The organism is Azospira sp. MPR-LB4 (assembly GCF_058809525.1).
In genome coordinates, this window is record NZ_CM179521.1 from 1909640 (window position 1) to 1927706 (window position 18067).

The following is an 18067-nucleotide window of genomic DNA, read 5'->3' on the forward strand; positions in this document are numbered from 1 at the left end:
AAGCCCGCCATGTTTGCCTACATCCTGAAACGGCTGATCTACGCCATCCCCATCGCCCTCAGTGTGACGGTGGTGTCCTTCGTCCTCGTCTATCTGGCCCCGGGCGACCCCCTCAACGCCATCGCCCCGGCCGACGCGCCGGAAGAGGTGATCCAGGCCTTGAAGAGCGCCTACGGCCTGGACAAGCCGGTGCCCGTGCAATACGGCCTGTGGCTGATGCGCGCCGTGCAGGGCGACCTGGGCCTGTCCATCGCCTCGGGCCGGGAAGTCACCGCCGAAGTGCTCAGCGCCGTCAGCAACACCCTGCTCCTGGCCGGCATGGCCGCCGCCATCGGCGTGGTCCTCGGTTGCATCCTCGGCGCCCTTGCCGGCTACCGCCACGGCACCTGGATCGACAAGGCGGCCACCGCCCTCTCCGTGGTCGGCGTCAGCATCCCCCACTACTGGCTGGGCCTGGTCCTGACCATCCTCTTTTCCATCTGGCTGCCCTGGTTCCCGGCCATGGGAGCCGGCCCCGGCGGCTCCGGCGAATGGCTGTGGGACCTGGAGCACCTGCGCTACCTGGTGTTGCCGGCCCTGACCCTGTCGGTGATCCCCATGGGCATCATCACCCGTACCGTGCGGGCCCTGGTGGCCGACATGCTGGGCCAGGAATTCGTCACCGCCCTGCGCGCCCGGGGTCTCTCCGGCGGCGCCGTCTTCCGCCACGTGGCCAAGAACACCGCCCCCACCGTGCTGGCCGTGGCCGGCCTGCAGATCGGCTACCTGATGGGCGGTTCCATCCTGGTGGAAACCGTCTTCGCCTGGCCCGGCACCGGCTTCCTCCTCAACACCGCCATCTTCCAGCGGGACATCCCCCTGCTCCAGGGAACCATCCTGGTGCTGTGCATGTTCTTCGTGGTGCTCAACCTGCTGGTGGACATCCTGCAACCCCTGATCGACCCGCGCATGGGCCGCAGCTGAAAGAGGAACGACCATGTCCGCAACCCTTCCCCTCCCCCTGCCGGCCGCTGCGGCGCCGGCCCAGCCCAGCCGCAGCTACTGGACCGTGGTGTGGCGCCAGCTGCGGCGCGACCCCATGGCCATGGCCAGCGCCGCCGTGCTGCTGCTGATCGTCGGCGCCGCCGTCTTCGCGCCCTGGCTGGCCCCGGCCGATCCCTACAAGGCCAGCATGATCAAGCGCCTGCTGCCCATCGGCAGCCCCGGCTTCCTTCTCGGCACCGACGAGCTGGGCCGCGACCTGTTCAGCCGCCTCATGCACGGCGGCCGCCTCTCCCTGCTCATGGGTGTGGTGCCGGTGCTGGCGGCCTTCGGCATCGGCACCACCATCGGCCTCCTGGCGGGCTACGTCGGTGGCCGGGTGAACATGGCCATCATGCGCGTGCTCGACATCTTCTACGCCTTCCCCTCGGTGCTGCTGGCGGTGGCCATCTCCGGCGCCCTGGGGCCAGGTATGAGCAACAGCCTGATCGCCCTGACCCTGGTCTTCGTGCCCCAGGTGGTGCGGGTGGCCGAGAGCGTCACCACCCAGGTGCGCCAGCTGGACTACATCGAGGCGGCGCGCATGAGCGGCGCCGGGGCCTTCTCCATCATCCGCACCCACGTGCTGGGCAATGTGCTGGGACCGGTCTTCGTCTATGCCACCGGCCTCCTCAGCGTCAGCATGATCCTGGCCTCGGGCCTGTCCTTCCTCGGTCTCGGGGTGAAGCCGCCGGAACCCGAGTGGGGCCTCATGCTCAACACCCTGCGCTCGGCCATCTACAGCAATCCCTGGGTCGCCGCCCTGCCCGGCGTGCTGATCTTCGTCACTTCCATCGCCTTCAACCTGCTCGCTGACAGCGTGCGCTCCGCCATGGACATCCGCAAATGAACGCCGCCCTCGCCCCCACGCCCGCCCCCCACGACATGGGCGGCCCCGCCCAGCCCCTGCTCATCGTGCGCGACCTGAAGAAGCACTTTCCCGTACGCAGCAGCCCCCTGGACCGGGAACGCAAGTTCGTCCACGCCGTGGACGGGGTCAATTTCTCCGTCCCCAAGGGCAAGACCCTGGGCATTGTCGGCGAATCCGGTTGCGGCAAATCCACCACCGCCCGCCTGGTGGCCCGGCTGATGCCCGCCGATGCGGGCGAGCTGATCTTCGACGGCGAGGGGGTGGAGGAATTCCGCGGCCTGCGCCTCAAGGAGTTCCGCCGCAACCTGCAGATGGTGTTCCAGGATTCCTTCGCCTCCCTCAACCCGCGCCTCACCATCGCCGAAACCATCGCCTACGGGCCCAGGGTGCACGGCATCGCCCGGGCCGACCACCAGGCCAGGGAACTACTCGACCGGGTGGGGCTGGACCCGAGCCACTTCGCCGGCCGCTATCCCCATGAGCTTTCCGGCGGCCAGCGGCAGCGGGTTAACATCGCCCGGGCTTTGGCCTTCGACCCGCGCCTGGTGATCCTGGACGAGGCCGTGGCGGCCCTCGACAAGTCGGTCCAGGCCCAGGTGCTCAACCTGCTGCAGGAGCTGAAGGCGGAGCGCCAGCTCACCTATCTCTTCATCTCCCACGACCTGCACGTGGTGCATTACCTGTCGGACTACGTGATGGTGATGTACCTGGGCCAGGTCATCGAGAGCGGCCCGGTGGAGCGCATCTACGGCCAGCCGGCCCACCCCTACACCCGGGCCCTGCTCTCCGCCGTGCCCTCCATGGACCCGGAGCACCGCACCCAGGCCTCGCCCCTGGCCGGCGACCCGCCCAACCCCATCAACCCGCCCAGCGGCTGCCGCTTCCGTGACCGCTGCCCCCACGCCCACGCCGTCTGTGCCAGCGCCACGCCGGCCCTGCGGGACATGGGCCGCCATAGCGAGCACCTGGCGGCCTGCCATCTCAACGATCCCGCTTCCGGCCACCCGGAAGCCCACCAGGAGCAACGTCCATGAGCGCCCCCCTCGTCTCCATCCAGGATCTGACCGTGCAATTCAACGGCGCCCGCCGCGCCAGCGCCCTCAACCAGGTGAGCCTGGAACTGGGCCAGGGCGAAGTGCTGGGCCTGCTGGGGGAATCGGGCTCGGGCAAGAGCGTCACCCTGCGCACCCTGCTGCGCCTGCACCCGGAGCGCCACACCCGCACCGCCGGCCGCATCCGGGTGGACGGCCAGGACGTGCTGGCCCTGCGCGGCCGGGAGCTGGACCGCTACCGGGGCGGCACCGTCTCCATGGTGTTCCAGGAGCCGGGCCTGGCCTTCGATCCGGTGTACACCATCGGCCAGCAGATCAGCGAGGCGGTGCGGGTGCACGAGGGCGTGGACCAGGCCACCGCCGCCGCCCGGGCCCTGGCCATGCTGGAGCGGGTGCAGATTCCCCAGGCCCGCCGCCGCTTCGACGCCTATCCCCACGAGCTGTCCGGCGGCATGCGCCAGCGCGCCATGATCGCCCTGGCCCTGGCCTGCAAACCCAAGCTGCTGCTGGCGGACGAGCCCACCACCGCCCTCGACGCCACGGTGCAGATCCAGATCCTGCTGCTGTTGCGGGAGCTGCAGCGGGAAACCGGCATGTCGGTGATTTTCGTCACCCACGACATCGGCGCCGCGGTGGAGGTGGCCGACCGCATCGCCGTCATGTACGCCGGCCGCATCGTCGAGCAGGGCCCGGTGGGCCAGCTGGTGCGCCAGCCCTGCCACCCCTACACCCGGGGCCTGCTGGCGGCCACCGTCGGCCACGAGCACCGGGGCCGCCCCCTGGAGGCCATCCCCGGCTCGCCGCCGGACCTGGCCGCCCTGCCCCCGGGCTGCAGCTTCGCCCCCCGCTGCAGCCACGCCAGCGAGCGCTGCCACCGCGACATCCCGCCCCTGGAGCAGCAGGGCGCCCGCACCCTGGCCTGCTGGCATCCGGTGCGCCTGCTGGGGGAGGCCGCCTGATGGAAAGCGCCATCCACACCGCCGCCCCGCCGGAGGCCGGGCGCAGCCGGGGCAGCCTGGCGGAGGACGTCTGCCGCAGGATTGCCGACGAGATCGTCCTCGGCCAGCTGGCCCCCGGCACCCGCCTGGACGAAGTGACCCTGGCCGCCCGCTTCGCCGTCTCCCGCACCCCGGTGCGGGAGGCCCTCAAGCAGCTGGCCATCATGGGCCTGGTGGAGACCCGCCCCAACCGGGGCTCGGTGGTGGCCGCCCTGTCGGTGGAACAGCTCAACCACATGTTCGAGGCCATCGCCGAACTGGAGGCCGCCTGCGCCCGCCACGCCGCCCTGCGCATGAGCGAGGCGGACCGGGCCGCCATGCGCCAGCACCACGCCGAGGGCCGGGCCGCCATGCAGGCCGGCGACATCGAGCGCTACGAGGCGGCCAACATCGCCCTCCACGCCACCATCATCCGCGGCTGCTACAACCCGGTGCTGATCGACATGGCCACCAGCCTGCGGGACCGGGTCTCCAGCTTCCGCCGCACCCAGTTCCGCAACCTGGAGCGCATGAGCGAATCCTTCGAGGAGCACTCGGTGATCGTGGAGGCCATCCTGGCCCACGACGTCATCACCACCTACCGGGAAATGCGCTCCCACCTCATCTCCGCCCGCAGCGCCACCACCCGGGCGGCGCCGGCCTGGGGCAACGCCCCGGCCGCTGCGGCCGCCCCCCTCCCGCCCGACCCCCTGCCCTGATCGCGAAAGGCCATTCCATGAATCCCGTACTCGGAACCCGCGGCGCCGTCGTCGCCTCCCATTCCCTGGCCGCCCAGGCCGGGCTCGACATCCTGCGCGAAGGCGGCAACGCCATCGAGGCCACCATCGCCGTGGCCGCCACCCTGGCCGTGGTCTATCCCCACATGACCGGCATCGGCGGTGACGGCTTCTGGCTGCTGCACGCCCCCGGCCAGCCGGTGCGCTCCATCGACGCCTGCGGCGCCGCCGGCGCCCAGGTCACCCCGGAGCTCTACGGCAACCTGGAAAGCATTCCTTGGCGCGGCCCCCTGGCCGCCAACACGGTGGCCGGCACCGTCTCCGGCTGGGCCGCCGCCCACGCCCACAGCCGGGCGGCCTGGGGCGGACGCCTGCCCCTCTCCCGCCTGCTGGAAAGCGCTATCCACTATGCCCGCCACGGCTTCCCCGTGACCCGCAGCCAGCAGGACAACACCCGGGCCAAGCTGGCGGAACTGCGGCAGCAGCCGGGCTTTGCCGCCGCCTTCCTCAACGACGGCCAACTGCCGGTGTACGGCCAGCAGCACCGTTTCCCCCGCCTGGCGGAGACCCTGGAGCAGCTGGGCCGGGCCGGGGCGGAGGACTTCTACCGGGGTGACCTGGCCGGCGTCATCGCCCGGGACCTGGCCCGGGTGGGCAGCCCCGTCAGCGGCGCCGACCTGGCCGCCCACCGGGCCTCCCTGCAGGACCCGCTGGCGGTGAAGCTCTCCGTCGGCACCGTGTACAACCAGGCGCCGCCGACCCAGGGCGTCGCCTCCCTGCTCATCCTCGCCATCTACGACCGCATCCGCCGGGAGGGCTGGAACCCGGACAACGCGGAGGGCATCCACGCCCTGGTGGAGGCCACCAAGCAGGCCTTCCTGCAGCGGGACCGCCACGTGGGCGACCCGGGCTCGATGCAGATTGATCCCCGGGAGTTGCTGGCAGACGGATTGGTGGAACGCCTGGCCGCCGCCATTCCCCTGGAGCAGGCCAGCCCCTGGCCGGCCCCCATGTCGGATGGCGACACCACCTGGATGGGCGCCATCGACAGCGCCGGCCGGGCGGTGAGCATGATCCAGAGCATCTACTTCGAATTCGGCAGCGGCGTGGTGCTGCCCGAGAGCGGCATCTGGTGGCAGAACCGGGGCTGCTCCTTCGACCTGCGCCCGGGCTGGCTGCGCACCCTGGCCCCGGGCCGCAAGCCCTTCCACACCCTCAATCCGGCCCTGGCCCGGTTGGACGACGGCCGCCTGCTGGTCTACGGCACCATGGGCGGCGAGGGCCAGCCCCAGACCCAGGCCGCCGTCTTCTCCCGCTACGTCTGGGGCGGCCACAACGTGCGTTCCGCCGTGGCGGCACCGCGCTGGCTGCTGGGCCGCACCTGGGCCGAGCAGAGCACCAGCCTGAAACTGGAATCCCGCTACGACCCGGCTCTGGTGGAACGACTGCGGGCCATGGGGCATCCGGTGGAAATGGCCGGCGACTTCGACGAACGCATGGGCCACGCCGGCGCCCTGGTGCTGCACCCGGAGGGCTGGATCGAGGGCGGCGAGGACCCCCGCAGCGACGGCTGCGTGGCGGCCTGGTAAGGCGTCACGGACATTTCCCCAGGGAGACAACACGATGGGATTCAAATTCGACTGGTTCATGAAGGGCATGCTGGGGGCGGTGCTGCTGGCCTTCCTCTGGCCCGAGCCCGGCGCCAAGGGCGGCTTCCTGCAGCCGGAGCTGCTCAACAAGCTGGGGGTGGCCCTGGTCTTCTACCTCAACGGCCTGGCCCTGTCCCTGGCCTCGATGAAGGACGGCGCCCTGCGCTGGCGGGTGCACCTGCTGGTCCAGTGCAGCACCTTCCTCCTCTTCCCCCTGCTGGGCGTCGCCCTGCTGTGGGGCAGCGCCGGCTGGATGGCGGCGCCGCTGCAGATCGGCTTCTTCTACCTGTGCGCCCTGCCTTCCACCGTCTCCTCCTCGGTGGCCCTGACCATCGCCGCCCGGGGCAATGTGGCGGCGGCGGTTTTCAACGCCACCCTCTCCAGCCTCATCGGCGTGCTGCTGACGCCCCTATGGATGGCCTGGGTGCTGCACCAGAGCGGCGGCAATTTCGCCGTCGGCCCGGTGATCGTGGACCTGCTGCTGTGGGTGGTGCTGCCCCTGGCCCTGGGCCAGTTCAGCCGCCCCCTGTTGAAGGATTGGGCCAGTCGGCACAAGGGCCTGCTGCAAAAGGTGGACCGCATCACCATCCTGCTGCTGGTCTACACCTCCTTCGCCGACACGGTGAAGGAAGGGGTATGGTCCCGCTACAACCCCCTGCTGCTGGTGGAAACGGTGGCCGGCTGCGCCCTGCTCTTCCTCCTCGTGCTGGCGCTCACTCAATGGGGCGCCCGGCTGCTCGGCATGCCCCGGGGGGACCGCATCGCCAGCGTCTTCTGCGGCTCGAAGAAGACCCTGGCCTCGGGGGTGCCCATGGCCCACCTGATCTTCGGCGCCAATCCGGCCATCGGCCTCATCCTGCTGCCGATCATGATCTACCACCCGCTGCAGCTGCTAGCCGGCGGCATGCTGGCCCAGCGCTGGAGCAGTGCCGAGGCGGCCCCTAGCTAGCCCGGCGCACCTGCCAGGCGAGGCGGCCACCGGCCATCAGGTCGGCGGCGCCCAGGCGGTACTCGGCCCCGTCCGCCGCCAGCACGGCCAGGGGACGGGAGGGCGACGTCCCCTCCAGCAGGGACTGGAAGGCCACCCCGGCGGGAGCCGGCCAGTGGCCCAGCAGCACCTGGCTGCGGGCATCGTAGAGGCTGAGGCCGGCCACATCCAGCACCCACAGGCGCTCCGCGGCCCCATCCAGGCCCAGGGCGCGGATGCTGCGCCGGGGGCCCGGCGCCAGGGTGGCCACCGGCACCGGCAGGTCGCCCCGCAGGCGGAACACCCGCACCTGGCCGTTGCGCTGGTCTGCCAGATAGAGCAGGCCGGCCTCCCGCCACTCCGCCCGGCTCATGCCCGGCATCGTCTCCGCCGTACCGGCACCGCCCGCCCCGATGCCGGCCCCCAGCAGCAGGGCGGCGGCGGCAATGGCCAGGGCACAGCCCACCAGCAGCAGGGGAAGGGGCAGACGGGGATGGAGGTGCTCGTAACAGGCCATGGCGGGCTCCTTGGGCCAAGCGACAATGGGAGACCTGACAATAGCGAACACTTTTTTCCATCGGAATATACAATCAGCCCATCCGACCGCGACACTGTTCCGGTGAAAACACCGGGCCAATCCCGTCCCAGGAGCGAACAGATGCTGAACCTCTCCCTCAACCCCGATTCCCCCCAGCCCCTGGTGGACCAGATCGTCGCCGGCGTCCGCGCCCGCATCGAGGACCGGCTGCTGCGCCCCGGCATGCGCCTGCCGCCCATCCGCCACTTCGCCGACAACCACGGCGTCAGCCGCTTCACCGTGGTGGAGGCCTACGACCGGCTGGTAGCCCAGGGCCTGCTCAAGTCCCGCCGCGGTTCCGGCTTCTATGTCGAGGCCCGCAGCCTGCCCCAGGCCGCGGCGGAGCCGGTGGCCGGCCAGGTGGCCCGGGCCTTCGACAACGCCGGGGTGCTGCACCAGAGCCTGGAGGATTCGCCCAACCGGCTCAAGGTGGGCGTCGGCTGGCTGCCGCCGGAATGGCACGACCAGGAAGGGGTGCGGCGCCAGCTGCGGGCCCTGGCCCGGCGCGACGAGGTCAAGCTGACCTGCTACGGCACACCCCTGGGCTTCGCCCCCCTGCGGGAACAGGTGCGGCTCAAGCTGGCGGACCTGGGCATCGCCGCCCAGCCCGGGCAGATCATGCTCAGCCACGGCGCCACCCAGGGCCTGGACCTGCTCATCCGCCTGCTGCTCAAGCCCGGCGACTGCGTCTTCGTGGACGACCCGGGCTACTGGAACCTGTTCGCCAACCTGCGCCTGCACGGGGTGCAGCTGGTGGGCGTTCCCTGGGGCCAGGACGGCCCCGATCCCCAGGCCCTGGAATCCCTGCTGGCGGAACACCGGCCCCGGGCCTTCTTCACCCATTCGGTGCTGCAGAATCCCACCGCCTGCAATCTCTCGCCGGCCAACGCCTTCCGCATCCTGCAGCTGGCGGAGAAGCACGACTTCCTGCTGGTGGAGGACGACACCTACGGCGACTTCCATCCCGGCGGCGCCACCCGCCTGTCCACCCTGGACCAGTTGCAGCGGGTGGTCTACGTCGGCAGTTTCTCCAAGACCCTCTCGGCCAACCTGCGGGTGGGCTTCGTCGCCGGCCGGCCGGACCTGATGGCGGCCCTCACCGACGTCAAGATCGTCAGTTGCGTCTCCACCTCGGAAGTGGCGGAACAGCTGGTCTACGAAATGCTCACCGCCGGCCACTACCGCAAGTACCTGGAGCGCATCCACGGCCGCCTGCGGGAAGCGGCGGACAAGACCCTGCGCCTGCTGGAACGGGTGGGCATGGAGGCCTACGCCGAACCGGCCGGCGGCATGTTCGTCTGGGCCCGGGCGCCGGGTCTGGAGGACGCGGCGCGGCTGGCCACCCAGGCCGCGGCGGCGGACATCATGCTGGCCCCGGGCCACATCTTCCGTCCCCAGCTGCAGGCCTCGCCCTGGATCCGCTTCAACGTGGGCTACACCCAGGACCCGCGCCTGGAGCGCTTCCTCGGCGAGACCCTGGGCCGGGGCTGAAACGACGCCGGGCGCCCTCAGGCGCCCGGCGGTCAAACATCCATGAAGAAACCGGCGCCTAGCGCGATTCCTTGATCAGGCGGCCGTTGGAGGGCTGCACCGGGCGGGCGTTGTTGCGGTAGAGGCGGGAGAAGATGGCGATCTGCTGGGCCGAAACCTGCACCGGCTGCTGCATCACCAGCCACAGCACGCCTTCGCTGCAGGGCGGCGTGGTGAGGGAACCCATGTAGGTGTAGTAGCCGCGCTTCTCCGGCAGCAGCTGGTTGAGGTCCACCGCCGCGTCGGGCGGCAGCACTTCCTGGTTCTTCTCCAGGGGAATGTAGTTCCACAGGGTCTGGATCACCGGGTGTTCCTGGGCGCCCTTCTCCAGCAGCACCGCCACCACCGCCAGCTGGTTGTCGTCGGAGCGGTGCACCATGTGGGCCACCATGTCGAAGGCCTTGCCGTTCACCCGCTCTTCCGAGGGCCGGTGGAAGTGCACCTGGACCAGGTCGTAAGTCTTGCCCAGATGAGTCAGGCTGCCGTGGCCGAAGGAGGCCTGCAGAGTGTGGCCGTTGTCCACCAGGCGGAAGCGGGTGGGCCGGTAGGAAAACTCGATGGGCGGCAGATCGACGCGGATGCCGTCCCAGATGTCGATGGGCGACTGGCGCCGGCCCTTGTCGCAGGTGGCGAAATCGGGCTTGAGGCGGCCCCAGAAGTCCGGCCCGCCTTCCCCTTCGTAGGACCAGTGGATGGCGTGGTGCTGCTCGGCCCCCTCCAGCCCCTCCGGCTTGGCAGCGGGGCGGGGCTTTGCCGCCCGGGGTGCCGCCGCCGTGTAGGGCGCCGGACGCGGGACGTAGGCCGGTGCTGCCTGGGGCTTCTGGATTTCCATGTGCTCCAGGCTCTTCACCGGGGTCGGCGCCTGGGTGGATTCCCGTTGCACCGCCTTCTTCACCATCTCCTCGTTGGCCTTCTTCAGCTCCTCGGCCGCCACATTGGCCTTGGCCACGGTGGCCTGGGTCAGCTTGCGCATGTCCGCCGCCGTGGTGGGCCGGCAGATGTCCCGCAGCAGTTTGTCGTCCAGGGTGTTGGCGCGCACCGGCATGTCGGTGGCCACCTTGATTTCCTCTTCCCGCAGCAGTTCGCCGCTGGCCTTCACATAGACCCGCTTCAGGGTGGCGTAGGTGCGGTTGCTGCAGTCGTAACGGCCCAGGGCCTCGATGCTGCGGTAATTGCTGGCGCTCTGGGCGTCGGGCAGGTCCTTCTCCAGGACGATGCGGCCCCAGGCCGAAACCTTGCCCGACTCGTCCCGCTTGATGCTGGCCCGGTCCACCTCGATGCGCTTGCCGGGCTCGGTGGAGATGGCCTGCCAGGTGCGGCCGTCGTCGCCCACCTTGGTCGGCGCCGCGCTCGGGGCGGCCTGCAGCAGGCCGGCCGTCAGCAGCAGGGCCGTGGTCAGCGCTCCCCGGGTCAGGGAGGCGGGGGCGGAAATGGGATTTGTCTCGAGGGCGGGCATGGCGCGTCTCTCTGCTCGTTATTTTGGGCTAACGTTACTCTCACGGATGGCAAAAGAAAAACTTTAGGCCCGGCTCGGCTTTTCTTGCATTTTCCCAGGCTTTCCAGTAACTTGCGCCCGTACCTTGGGGGTGCCTGAAAGCCTTGGAAATACTGGCTTCCGGCTGAGAAATACCCTTATGACCTGTACGGGTAATGCCGTCGTAGGGAAAGCGTCGCCGGGCCGCCTCTTGCGCCCTCCCCCGCCCCTCCTTGCACCTTTGCCTGACCGGGTCCGTCCCGCCGGCCTCCCGGCCGCGCTACCGCACCCCCTCCCCAGCAAGGAGACACCATGAACGCCAACGACAAATTCATTGCCACCGCCGCCCAAGTGGACGAAGCGGCGGTCCAGCCCCTGCCCAATTCCCGCAAGATCTACGTCGAGGGCTCCCGCCCCGACATCCGGGTGCCCATGCGGGAAATTTCCCAGGCCGACACCCCCACCGGCTTCGGTGGCGAGAAGAACCCGCCCATCTACGTCTACGACTGTTCCGGCCCCTACACCGACCCCAACGCCAAAATCGACATCCGTTCCGGCCTGCCGGCCCTGCGCCAGCAGTGGATCGAGGAGCGGGGCGACACCGAGGTGCTGCCCGACCTGACCAGCGAGTACGGCCGCCAGCGGGCCGCCGACCCGGCCCTGGACGAACTGCGCTTCCCCGGTCTGCACCGCAAGCCCCGCCGCGCCAAGGCCGGCGCCAACGTCAGCCAGATGCACTACGCCCGCAAAGGCATCATCACCCCGGAAATGGAATACGTGGCCATCCGGGAAAACCTGAATCGCCAGCAGTACCTGGAAAACCTGCGCAACACCGGCCCCATGGGCGAAAAGATGGTCAAGCTGCTGGGCCGCCAGCACAAGGGCCAGGATTTCGGCGCCGCCATTCCCCAGGAGATCACCCCGGAATTCGTGCGTTCCGAAGTAGCCCGGGGCCGCGCCATCATCCCCAACAACATCAACCACCCGGAAAGCGAGCCCATGATCATCGGCCGCAACTTCCTGGTGAAGATCAACGCCAATATCGGCAACTCCGCCCTGGGTTCTTCCATCAGCGAGGAAGTGGACAAGATGACCTGGTCCACCCGCTGGGGCGGCGACACGGTGATGGACCTGTCCACCGGCAAGAACATCCACGAAACCCGGGAATGGATCATCCGCAACAGCCCCGTGCCCATCGGCACCGTGCCCATCTACCAGGCCCTGGAGAAGGTGAATGGCAAGGCCGAGGAACTGACCTGGGAAATCTTCCGCGACACCCTGATCGAGCAGGCCGAGCAGGGCGTGGACTACTTCACCATCCACGCCGGCGTGCTGCTGCGCTACATCCCCATGACCGCCAACCGCATGACCGGCATCGTCTCCCGCGGCGGCTCCATCATGGCCAAGTGGTGCCTGGCCCATCACAAGGAAAGCTTCCTCTACACCCATTTCGAGGACATCTGCGAAATCATGAAGGCCTACGACGTGGCCTTCAGCCTCGGTGACGGCCTGCGTCCCGGCTCCATCTACGACGCCAACGACGAGGCCCAGCTGGGCGAGCTGGAAACCCTGGGCGAACTCACCGACATCGCCTGGAAGCACGACGTGCAGACCATCATCGAAGGTCCCGGCCATGTGCCCATGCACATGATCAAGGAGAACATGGACCTGCAGCTGAAGCACTGCAAGGAAGCCCCCTTCTACACCCTGGGCCCCCTGACCACCGACATCGCCCCCGGCTACGACCACATCACCAGCGGCATCGGCGCCGCCATGATCGGCTGGTACGGCACGGCCATGCTCTGCTACGTCACGCCCAAGGAACACCTGGGCCTGCCGGACAAGAACGACGTCAAGGAAGGCATCATCACCTACAAGCTGGCCGCCCACGCCGCCGACCTGGCCAAGGGCCACCCGGGCGCCCAGATCCGGGACAACGCCCTGTCCAAGGCCCGCTACGAGTTCCGCTGGGACGACCAGTTCAACCTGGGCCTGGACCCGGACAAGGCCAAGTCCTTCCACGACGAGACCCTGCCCAAGGAATCGGCCAAGGTGGCCCACTTCTGCTCCATGTGCGGCCCCCACTTCTGCTCCATGAAGATTACCCAGGACGTGCGCGACTTCGCCGCCCAGCAGGGCATCGGCGAAGCCGAGGCCCTGGAGAAGGGCATGGAGACCAAGGCAGTGGAATTCGTGAAGAGCGGCGCCGAGCTGTACCGCAAGGTCTGAGGCAGCGGCGGCAGCTCACCCGGAAACGGCGGCCTTCAGGCCGCCGTTTTTCATTCCCGGGGCATGCCTTCCGCCAGACCGGCGGTCCATTCAGTCATCAGCCGGTAGCCCACGGCCAGCAGGGTGGGACCGAGGAAGACGCCGATGAAGCCGAAGGCGAGAACGCCGCCGAGGACCCCCAGCAGCACCAGGATGAAGGGCAGGCTGGCGCCGCGGCTGATGATGAGGGGCTTGAGCACGTTGTCCACGGTGCTGACAACGAAGAAGCCCCAGGCGGCGACGAAAATGGCCCAGCCCAGCTCCCCCTGCTGGAACAGCCAGAAGGCGGCCGGCCCCCAGATCAGGGGCGGCCCCACGGGCACGGCGGAAAGGAAGAAGGTGGCCAGGCCCAGCAGCAGGGCGCCGGGCACCCCGGCCACGGCGAAACCGATGCCGGCCAGGACCCCCTGGGCCAGGGCGGTGCCGATGATGCCGTACACCACGCCGCCCACGGTGCCGTGGGCCAGGTGCAGCAGGCGCCGCCCCCGGGCCCCGGCCAGTCGCTCCAGCACGGCGGTGAGGTGGGCGGTGACGGCCTCGCCGTCGCGGAAGAGGAAGAAGACGATCAGCACCGACAGCATGAGGTGGAAGACCCCCATGCCGATGGCCCGGCTGCCGTTCAGCACCAGGCCCTTGGCCGGCTCCACCAGCTGGCCCAGTTCCGCCACCAGGCGCTGGCCGTTGTGGGCGAAGCCCTGCCAGTAGGCATGCAGGCGTTCGCCGACGAAGGGGATGTCCTGCAGCCACTGGGGCGCATCGGGCAGGCCGCCCTCCAGCAGGGTGCGGGTGGCGGCGGCCAGTTCCGCCACGTTGCTACCCAGGCCCACCGCCACCACGATGAAGGGGGCCACCAGCACCAGGGCGGTGGCCAGGGTGGTGAGCAGGGCCGAGGTGTTGCGCCAGCCCGGCAGACGCTGGTCCACCCAGTGGAACACCGGCCACACCGTGGTGGCCAGGATCGCCGCCCAGAGCACGGCGGAAAGGAAGGGGCGCAGCACCAGGAAGCAACCGACGATGAGGAAACCCAGGGCGGCAAAACCGAGGATGCGGTCAGAACGGAAGGGCTGCATGGACAGGATTTCCAGGAAAGCGTGGTCGAAACGGTGGTCGAAGCGGTGCTCGAAACGAAAAGACGCAGTGCCGGGCCGCACCGCATCCGACGGCTATGCTAACAAATCGGCATGACGATTACCCGCCTTCCCCGCCCGGCGGACCGCGCCCGGCAAGGCCCGGACTGTAAGCCGGGACGCCAATGGCCTACCATGGCGCCATTGCCCTTGCTCATGTCCGCCATGCCTGCCTCCGCCGCCCCCACCCCGCCCCGCGCCACCGTCGCCATCGACGACGCCGAACTGCAGCAGCTGGACGCCTTCTGGCGCGCCGCCAACTATCTGGCCGGGGCCATGATCTACCTGCAGGACAACCCCCTGCTGCGCCAGCCCCTGGCACCGGAGCACATCAAGCAGCGACCCCTCGGCCACTGGGGCGCCAGCCCCGGCCTGGCCTTCGCCTACGCCCACCTGACCCGGCTGATCCGCCACCACGACCTGGACGCCATCTTCCTCGCCGGCCCGGGCCACGGCGCCCCCGGCATCCTGGGCCCGGCCTGGCTCGAAGGCAGCCTGGGCGACCGCCAGCCGCAACGGGGCTGGGGCCTAGCCGGCCTGACCCGCTTCTGCCGCGACTTCTCCTTCCCTGGCGGCCTGGGCAGCCACTGCACGCCGGAAGTGCCGGGCTCCATCCACGAAGGGGGCGAGCTGGGCTACAGCCTCTCCCACGCCTTCGGCGCCGCCTTCGACAACCCGGAGCTGCTGGTGACCGTGATGGTGGGGGACGGCGAGGCCGAGACCGGCCCCCTGGCCACCGCCTGGCACTCCAACAAGTTCCTCAACCCGGCCCGGGACGGGGCGGTGCTGCCCATCCTGCACCTCAACGGCTACAAGATCGCCAACCCCACCATCCTGGCCCGCATCCCCCGGGAGGAACTGCTGGCCCTGTTTACCGGCTACGGCTGGGCGCCGAAAATCGTCGAGGGCCATGAGCCGGCGGCCATGCACCGGGCCATGGCGGCGGCCATGGACGAATGCCTGGCGGAGATCCGGGCCATTCAGCAGGCGGCCCGCAGCGGCAAGGGGCCGGTACAACGACCCCGCTGGCCCATGATCGTGCTGGTCTCGCCCAAGGGCTGGACCGGGCCCAGGCAGGCCGACGGCCATCAGGTTGAAGGCACCTGGCGGGCCCACCAGGTGCCCCTGGCCGATCCGCGTAACAACGCAGAAAACCGCCGCCTGCTGCAGGAATGGCTGCAGTCCTACCGGCCGCAGGAACTGTTCACCGAGGACGGCGAACCGGCGCCCCTGCTGCTGGACTTCGCCCCCCGGGGCCGGCGCCGCCTGGGAGCCAATCCCCACGCCAACGGCGGCCTGCTGCGCCTGCCCCTGGACCGGCCCGACTGGCGCCAACAGGCGGTCACCTTCGCCGCCCCGGGCAGCCGCCGCCACAGCAACACCGATCCCCTGGGCCGCCACCTGGGGCAGATCATGCAAAAGAACCCCAGCAATTTCCGCCTCTTCGGCCCGGACGAAACCGCCTCCAACAAGCTGGGCGCCGTCTTCGAAGTCACCGGCAAGGCCTGGCTGGGGAAATCCTGCCCCGAGGACGCGGACGGCGGCCATCTCGCTGCCGACGGCCGGGTCATGGAAATGCTCTCGGAACACACCCTGGAAGGCTGGCTCGAAGGCTATCTGCTGACCGGCCGCTACGGTCTCCTCTCCACCTACGAAGCCTTCGCCCACGTCATCGACTCCATGTTCAACCAGCACGCCAAGTGGCTGGAGATGTGCCGGGACGTGCCCTGGCGGGCACCGGTGGGGGCCCTCAACCTGCTCATCACCTCCACCGTGTGGCGCCAGGACCACAACGGCTTCACCCACCAGGACCCGGGCTTCCTCGACCTGGTGGTGAACAAGAGCCCGGCGGTGACCCGCATCTACCTGCCGCCGGACGCCAACTGCCTGCTGGCGGTGGCCGACCGCTGCCTGGGGGAAACGGACGTCATCAACGTCATCGTCGCCGACAAGCAGGCCCACCTGCAGTACCTGGAGGCGGAAGCCGCCGCCCTGCACTGCGCCCGGGGCATCGGCCTGTGGGACTGGGCCAGCAGCGACGACGAGGCCGGCACCGAGCCGGAGGTGGTGCTGGCCAGCTGCGGCGATGTCGCCACCCAGGAAGCCCTGGCGGCGGCGGAGCTGCTCTACCGCCACTTCCCCGACCTCAAGCTGCGCTTCGTGAACGTGGTGGACCTGTTCACCCTGACGCCGCCGGAGGAGCACCCCCACGGCATCAGCGAGCGGGACTGGACCGGCCTGTTCACCGCCGACAAGCCCATCGTCTTCAACTTCCACGGCTACCCCTGGCTGATCCACCGCCTCGCCTACCGCCGCCCCAACCACGCCAATCTGCATGTGCGCGGCTACAAGGAGCGGGGCAGCATCTGCACCCCCCTGGAACTGGCCATGGACAACCAGATCGACCGCTACTCCCTGGCCATTGACGTCATCGACCGGGTGCCGCGCCTGGCCGTGGCCGGCGCCCACGTCAAGCAGGCCCTGGAGCAGAAGCAGCAGCAATGCCGGGCCCACGCCCACCGCCACGGGGTGGACCCGGAGGAGATCAACACCTGGACCTGGGGCGGCCAGCCGTGAGCCAGGCAGTCCTGGAATGCCGCCCGGGCTGCGGCGCCTGCTGCATCGCCCCCTCCATCTCCTCCCCCATACCCGGCATGCCCCAGGGAAAACCGGCGGGGGTGCGCTGCATCCAGCTGCTGGAAGACAACCGCTGCGCCATCTTCGGCCGCCCGGAGCGGCCCGCCGTCTGCGGCGGCCTGCAACCCTCGCCGGAAATGTGCGGCGCCAGCCAGGGCGAGGCCCTGGCCTGGCTCACCCGGCTGGAACAGGCCACCCACCCGGGCGCCTGACGGCCCTCAGGGCTCCTCGGGAAAACGCTCCCGGTCGGCGAAGAATTCCACCAGCCGGTCGAACACCAGGCGGATGCGGGCCGCCACCGGGCCCCGCTGAGGCCGATAGACGTAGAGATTCCACGGGTCCGGCTCCAGCTGCGGCAGCACCCGCCGCAGCTCGCCGCTGCGCAGCAGGGGAATGGTGAGCAGACTCACCACCTGGCCGAAGCCCAGGCCGGCCCGCACCGCGGCGAACTCGGCCAGGGTCTCGTCGGTGGCGAAGGCCCAGGTCTGGGGCAGCCACTCCTCCCCATCCTTGAGAAACCAGGGCCAGGGCTTGCCCGTGGCCGGGTCCATCACCACCGTCACCGGCCGCTGCTGCAGGTCCGCCAGGGTGCGGGGCTCGCCCACGGCATCAAGCAGGGCCGGGCTGGCGACAGTGTGGAAATGCACCTTGGCCACGGCCCGGGCAACGAAGCGGCTATCCCGCAGAAAGCCCACCCGCACGCCGATGTCGATCTGCTCGTCCACCACGTCCGCCGGCCGGTCCGAGAGGCGCAGGTCCAGGCGCAGGCCGGGGAATTCGCGGCCCAGTTCGGCCAGCAGGGGCATGACGAAATGCTGGCCCAGGGCTTTGGGCGCGGTGAGGCGCACCAGTCCGGCAAGCTCGTTGTCCGGCAGGGGGCTGGCGCGCTGGAACAGGGCATCGACGCCCTGCACGGCGCCGCGGGCCTCCGCCGCCAGACGGGTGCCGAAGTCGGTGATGCGGTTGGCCCGGGTGTTGCGATGGAACAGCAGCTCCCCCAGGTGTTCCTCCAGCTCCTGCACCGCCCGGGTCACCGCCTGGGGCGAGACGTGCAGGCGCAGGGCCGCCTCCTTGAAGCTCTTGGCTTCGGCGGCGGCAACGAAGAGGCGCAGCATTTCCAGGCGGTTGAGCATGACGGGGCTCTGCTTTCAGTTCCGATATTTGGAATTGTGAAATCAAAA

15 protein-coding genes are annotated in these 18067 nt (G+C 69.7%); 11 read left to right on the forward strand and 4 right to left on the reverse strand.

Annotated features, from left to right (window positions below; all coding sequences use genetic code 11):
* Nucleotides 1-9: 9 nt before the first annotated feature.
* The 7 genes from AC3QLZ_RS08935 to AC3QLZ_RS08965 are packed head-to-tail and all read left to right on the forward strand — an operon-like array spanning nt 10 to nt 7255.
* A complete protein-coding gene (locus tag AC3QLZ_RS08935; protein ID WP_014235527.1) occupies nt 10-963 on the forward strand; it encodes an ABC transporter permease in 954 nt (317 codons plus the stop codon).
* Nucleotides 964-976: 13 nt separating this feature from the next.
* Nucleotides 977-1870 carry an ABC transporter permease gene (locus AC3QLZ_RS08940; protein ID WP_014235528.1) on the forward strand — a complete coding sequence of 298 codons (894 nt, stop codon included), beginning with the start codon at nt 977-979 and terminating at the stop codon, nt 1868-1870.
* On the forward strand, nt 1867-2925 hold the full coding sequence (locus AC3QLZ_RS08945; RefSeq protein ID WP_014235529.1) for an ABC transporter ATP-binding protein: 1059 nt from the start codon (nt 1867-1869) through the stop codon (nt 2923-2925). Before AC3QLZ_RS08940 ends, AC3QLZ_RS08945 begins: the two co-directional genes overlap by 4 nt.
* Nucleotides 2922-3902, forward strand: a complete 981-nt coding sequence (locus AC3QLZ_RS08950) for an ABC transporter ATP-binding protein (protein ID WP_014235530.1) — start codon at nt 2922-2924, stop codon at nt 3900-3902. Before AC3QLZ_RS08945 ends, AC3QLZ_RS08950 begins: the two co-directional genes overlap by 4 nt.
* Entirely contained in the window at nt 3902-4639 is a 738-nt protein-coding gene (locus AC3QLZ_RS08955; RefSeq protein WP_014235531.1) for a GntR family transcriptional regulator, read from the forward strand. The genes AC3QLZ_RS08950 and AC3QLZ_RS08955 overlap by 1 nt, the downstream gene beginning before the upstream one ends.
* Nucleotides 4640-4656: 17 nt before the next feature.
* Complete coding sequence (locus AC3QLZ_RS08960; protein WP_014235532.1) at nt 4657-6246, forward strand: gamma-glutamyltransferase family protein; 1590 nt, start codon at nt 4657-4659, stop codon at nt 6244-6246.
* Nucleotides 6247-6280: 34 nt separating this feature from the next.
* On the forward strand, nt 6281-7255 hold the full coding sequence (locus AC3QLZ_RS08965) for a bile acid:sodium symporter family protein (RefSeq protein ID WP_014235533.1): 975 nt from the start codon (nt 6281-6283) through the stop codon (nt 7253-7255).
* On the opposite strand, the gene AC3QLZ_RS08970 is transcribed toward AC3QLZ_RS08965, so the two are convergent.
* Nucleotides 7248-7790 carry a hypothetical protein gene (locus AC3QLZ_RS08970; RefSeq protein ID WP_014235534.1) on the reverse strand — a complete coding sequence of 181 codons (543 nt, stop codon included), beginning with the start codon at nt 7788-7790 and terminating at the stop codon, nt 7248-7250. The genes AC3QLZ_RS08965 and AC3QLZ_RS08970 overlap by 8 nt on opposite strands.
* Before the next feature lie 141 nt (nt 7791-7931).
* Here AC3QLZ_RS08970 and AC3QLZ_RS08975 point away from each other — a divergent pair, with 141 nt between their 5' ends.
* Nucleotides 7932-9341, forward strand: a complete 1410-nt coding sequence (locus tag AC3QLZ_RS08975; RefSeq protein ID WP_014235535.1) for an aminotransferase-like domain-containing protein — start codon at nt 7932-7934, stop codon at nt 9339-9341.
* 58 nt (nt 9342-9399) lie between these two features.
* Here AC3QLZ_RS08975 and AC3QLZ_RS08980 read toward each other — a convergent pair whose 3' ends face one another.
* Nucleotides 9400-10836, reverse strand: coding sequence for a carbonic anhydrase (locus AC3QLZ_RS08980; protein ID WP_014235536.1), 1437 nt, complete (start codon nt 10834-10836; stop codon nt 9400-9402).
* A 330-nt stretch (nt 10837-11166) separates the two neighbouring features.
* Here AC3QLZ_RS08980 and thiC point away from each other — a divergent pair, with 330 nt between their 5' ends.
* A complete protein-coding gene (gene thiC / locus AC3QLZ_RS08985) occupies nt 11167-13083 on the forward strand; it encodes a phosphomethylpyrimidine synthase ThiC (RefSeq protein WP_014235537.1) in 1917 nt (638 codons plus the stop codon).
* A 50-nt stretch (nt 13084-13133) separates the two neighbouring features.
* On the opposite strand, the gene AC3QLZ_RS08990 is transcribed toward thiC, so the two are convergent.
* Entirely contained in the window at nt 13134-14192 is a 1059-nt protein-coding gene (locus AC3QLZ_RS08990; protein WP_014235538.1) for an AI-2E family transporter, read from the reverse strand.
* Between the two features lie 213 nt (nt 14193-14405).
* Between AC3QLZ_RS08990 and AC3QLZ_RS08995 the strand changes: the two genes are divergently transcribed.
* Entirely contained in the window at nt 14406-16826 is a 2421-nt protein-coding gene (locus AC3QLZ_RS08995; RefSeq protein ID WP_014235539.1) for a phosphoketolase family protein, read from the forward strand.
* A gap of 11 nt (nt 16827-16837) precedes the next feature.
* Nucleotides 16838-17098: a YkgJ family cysteine cluster protein gene (locus AC3QLZ_RS09000; protein WP_197739092.1), complete on the forward strand. Its 261-nt coding sequence runs from the start codon at nt 16838-16840 to the stop codon at nt 17096-17098.
* 6 nt (nt 17099-17104) lie between these two features.
* On the opposite strand, the gene AC3QLZ_RS09005 is transcribed toward AC3QLZ_RS09000, so the two are convergent.
* The gene (locus AC3QLZ_RS09005) at nt 17105-18019 is read right to left on the reverse strand and encodes a LysR family transcriptional regulator (RefSeq protein WP_014235541.1); all 915 of its coding nucleotides are present in this window, start codon (nt 18017-18019) and stop codon (nt 17105-17107) included.
* Nucleotides 18020-18067 lie beyond the last annotated feature (48 nt).

Bases quoted from the DNA above. Each gene is read 5' to 3' on its own strand.
- AC3QLZ_RS08935 (WP_014235527.1), top strand. From the start codon at position 10: ATGTTTGCCTACATCCTGAAACGGCTGATCTACGCCATCCCCATCGCC.
- AC3QLZ_RS08940 (WP_014235528.1), top strand. From the start codon at position 977: ATGTCCGCAACCCTTCCCCTCCCCCTGCCGGCCGCTGCGGCGCCGGCC.
- AC3QLZ_RS08945 (WP_014235529.1), top strand. From the start codon at position 1,867: ATGAACGCCGCCCTCGCCCCCACGCCCGCCCCCCACGACATGGGCGGC.
- AC3QLZ_RS08950 (WP_014235530.1), top strand. From the start codon at position 2,922: ATGAGCGCCCCCCTCGTCTCCATCCAGGATCTGACCGTGCAATTCAAC.
- AC3QLZ_RS08955 (WP_014235531.1), top strand. From the start codon at position 3,902: ATGGAAAGCGCCATCCACACCGCCGCCCCGCCGGAGGCCGGGCGCAGC.
- AC3QLZ_RS08960 (WP_014235532.1), top strand. From the start codon at position 4,657: ATGAATCCCGTACTCGGAACCCGCGGCGCCGTCGTCGCCTCCCATTCC.
- AC3QLZ_RS08965 (WP_014235533.1), top strand. From the start codon at position 6,281: ATGGGATTCAAATTCGACTGGTTCATGAAGGGCATGCTGGGGGCGGTG.
- AC3QLZ_RS08970 (WP_014235534.1), bottom strand. From the start codon at position 7,790: ATGGCCTGTTACGAGCACCTCCATCCCCGTCTGCCCCTTCCCCTGCTG.
- AC3QLZ_RS08975 (WP_014235535.1), top strand. From the start codon at position 7,932: ATGCTGAACCTCTCCCTCAACCCCGATTCCCCCCAGCCCCTGGTGGAC.
- AC3QLZ_RS08980 (WP_014235536.1), bottom strand. From the start codon at position 10,836: ATGCCCGCCCTCGAGACAAATCCCATTTCCGCCCCCGCCTCCCTGACC.
- thiC (WP_014235537.1), top strand. From the start codon at position 11,167: ATGAACGCCAACGACAAATTCATTGCCACCGCCGCCCAAGTGGACGAA.
- AC3QLZ_RS08990 (WP_014235538.1), bottom strand. From the start codon at position 14,192: ATGCAGCCCTTCCGTTCTGACCGCATCCTCGGTTTTGCCGCCCTGGGT.
- AC3QLZ_RS08995 (WP_014235539.1), top strand. From the start codon at position 14,406: ATGTCCGCCATGCCTGCCTCCGCCGCCCCCACCCCGCCCCGCGCCACC.
- AC3QLZ_RS09005 (WP_014235541.1), bottom strand. From the start codon at position 18,019: ATGCTCAACCGCCTGGAAATGCTGCGCCTCTTCGTTGCCGCCGCCGAA.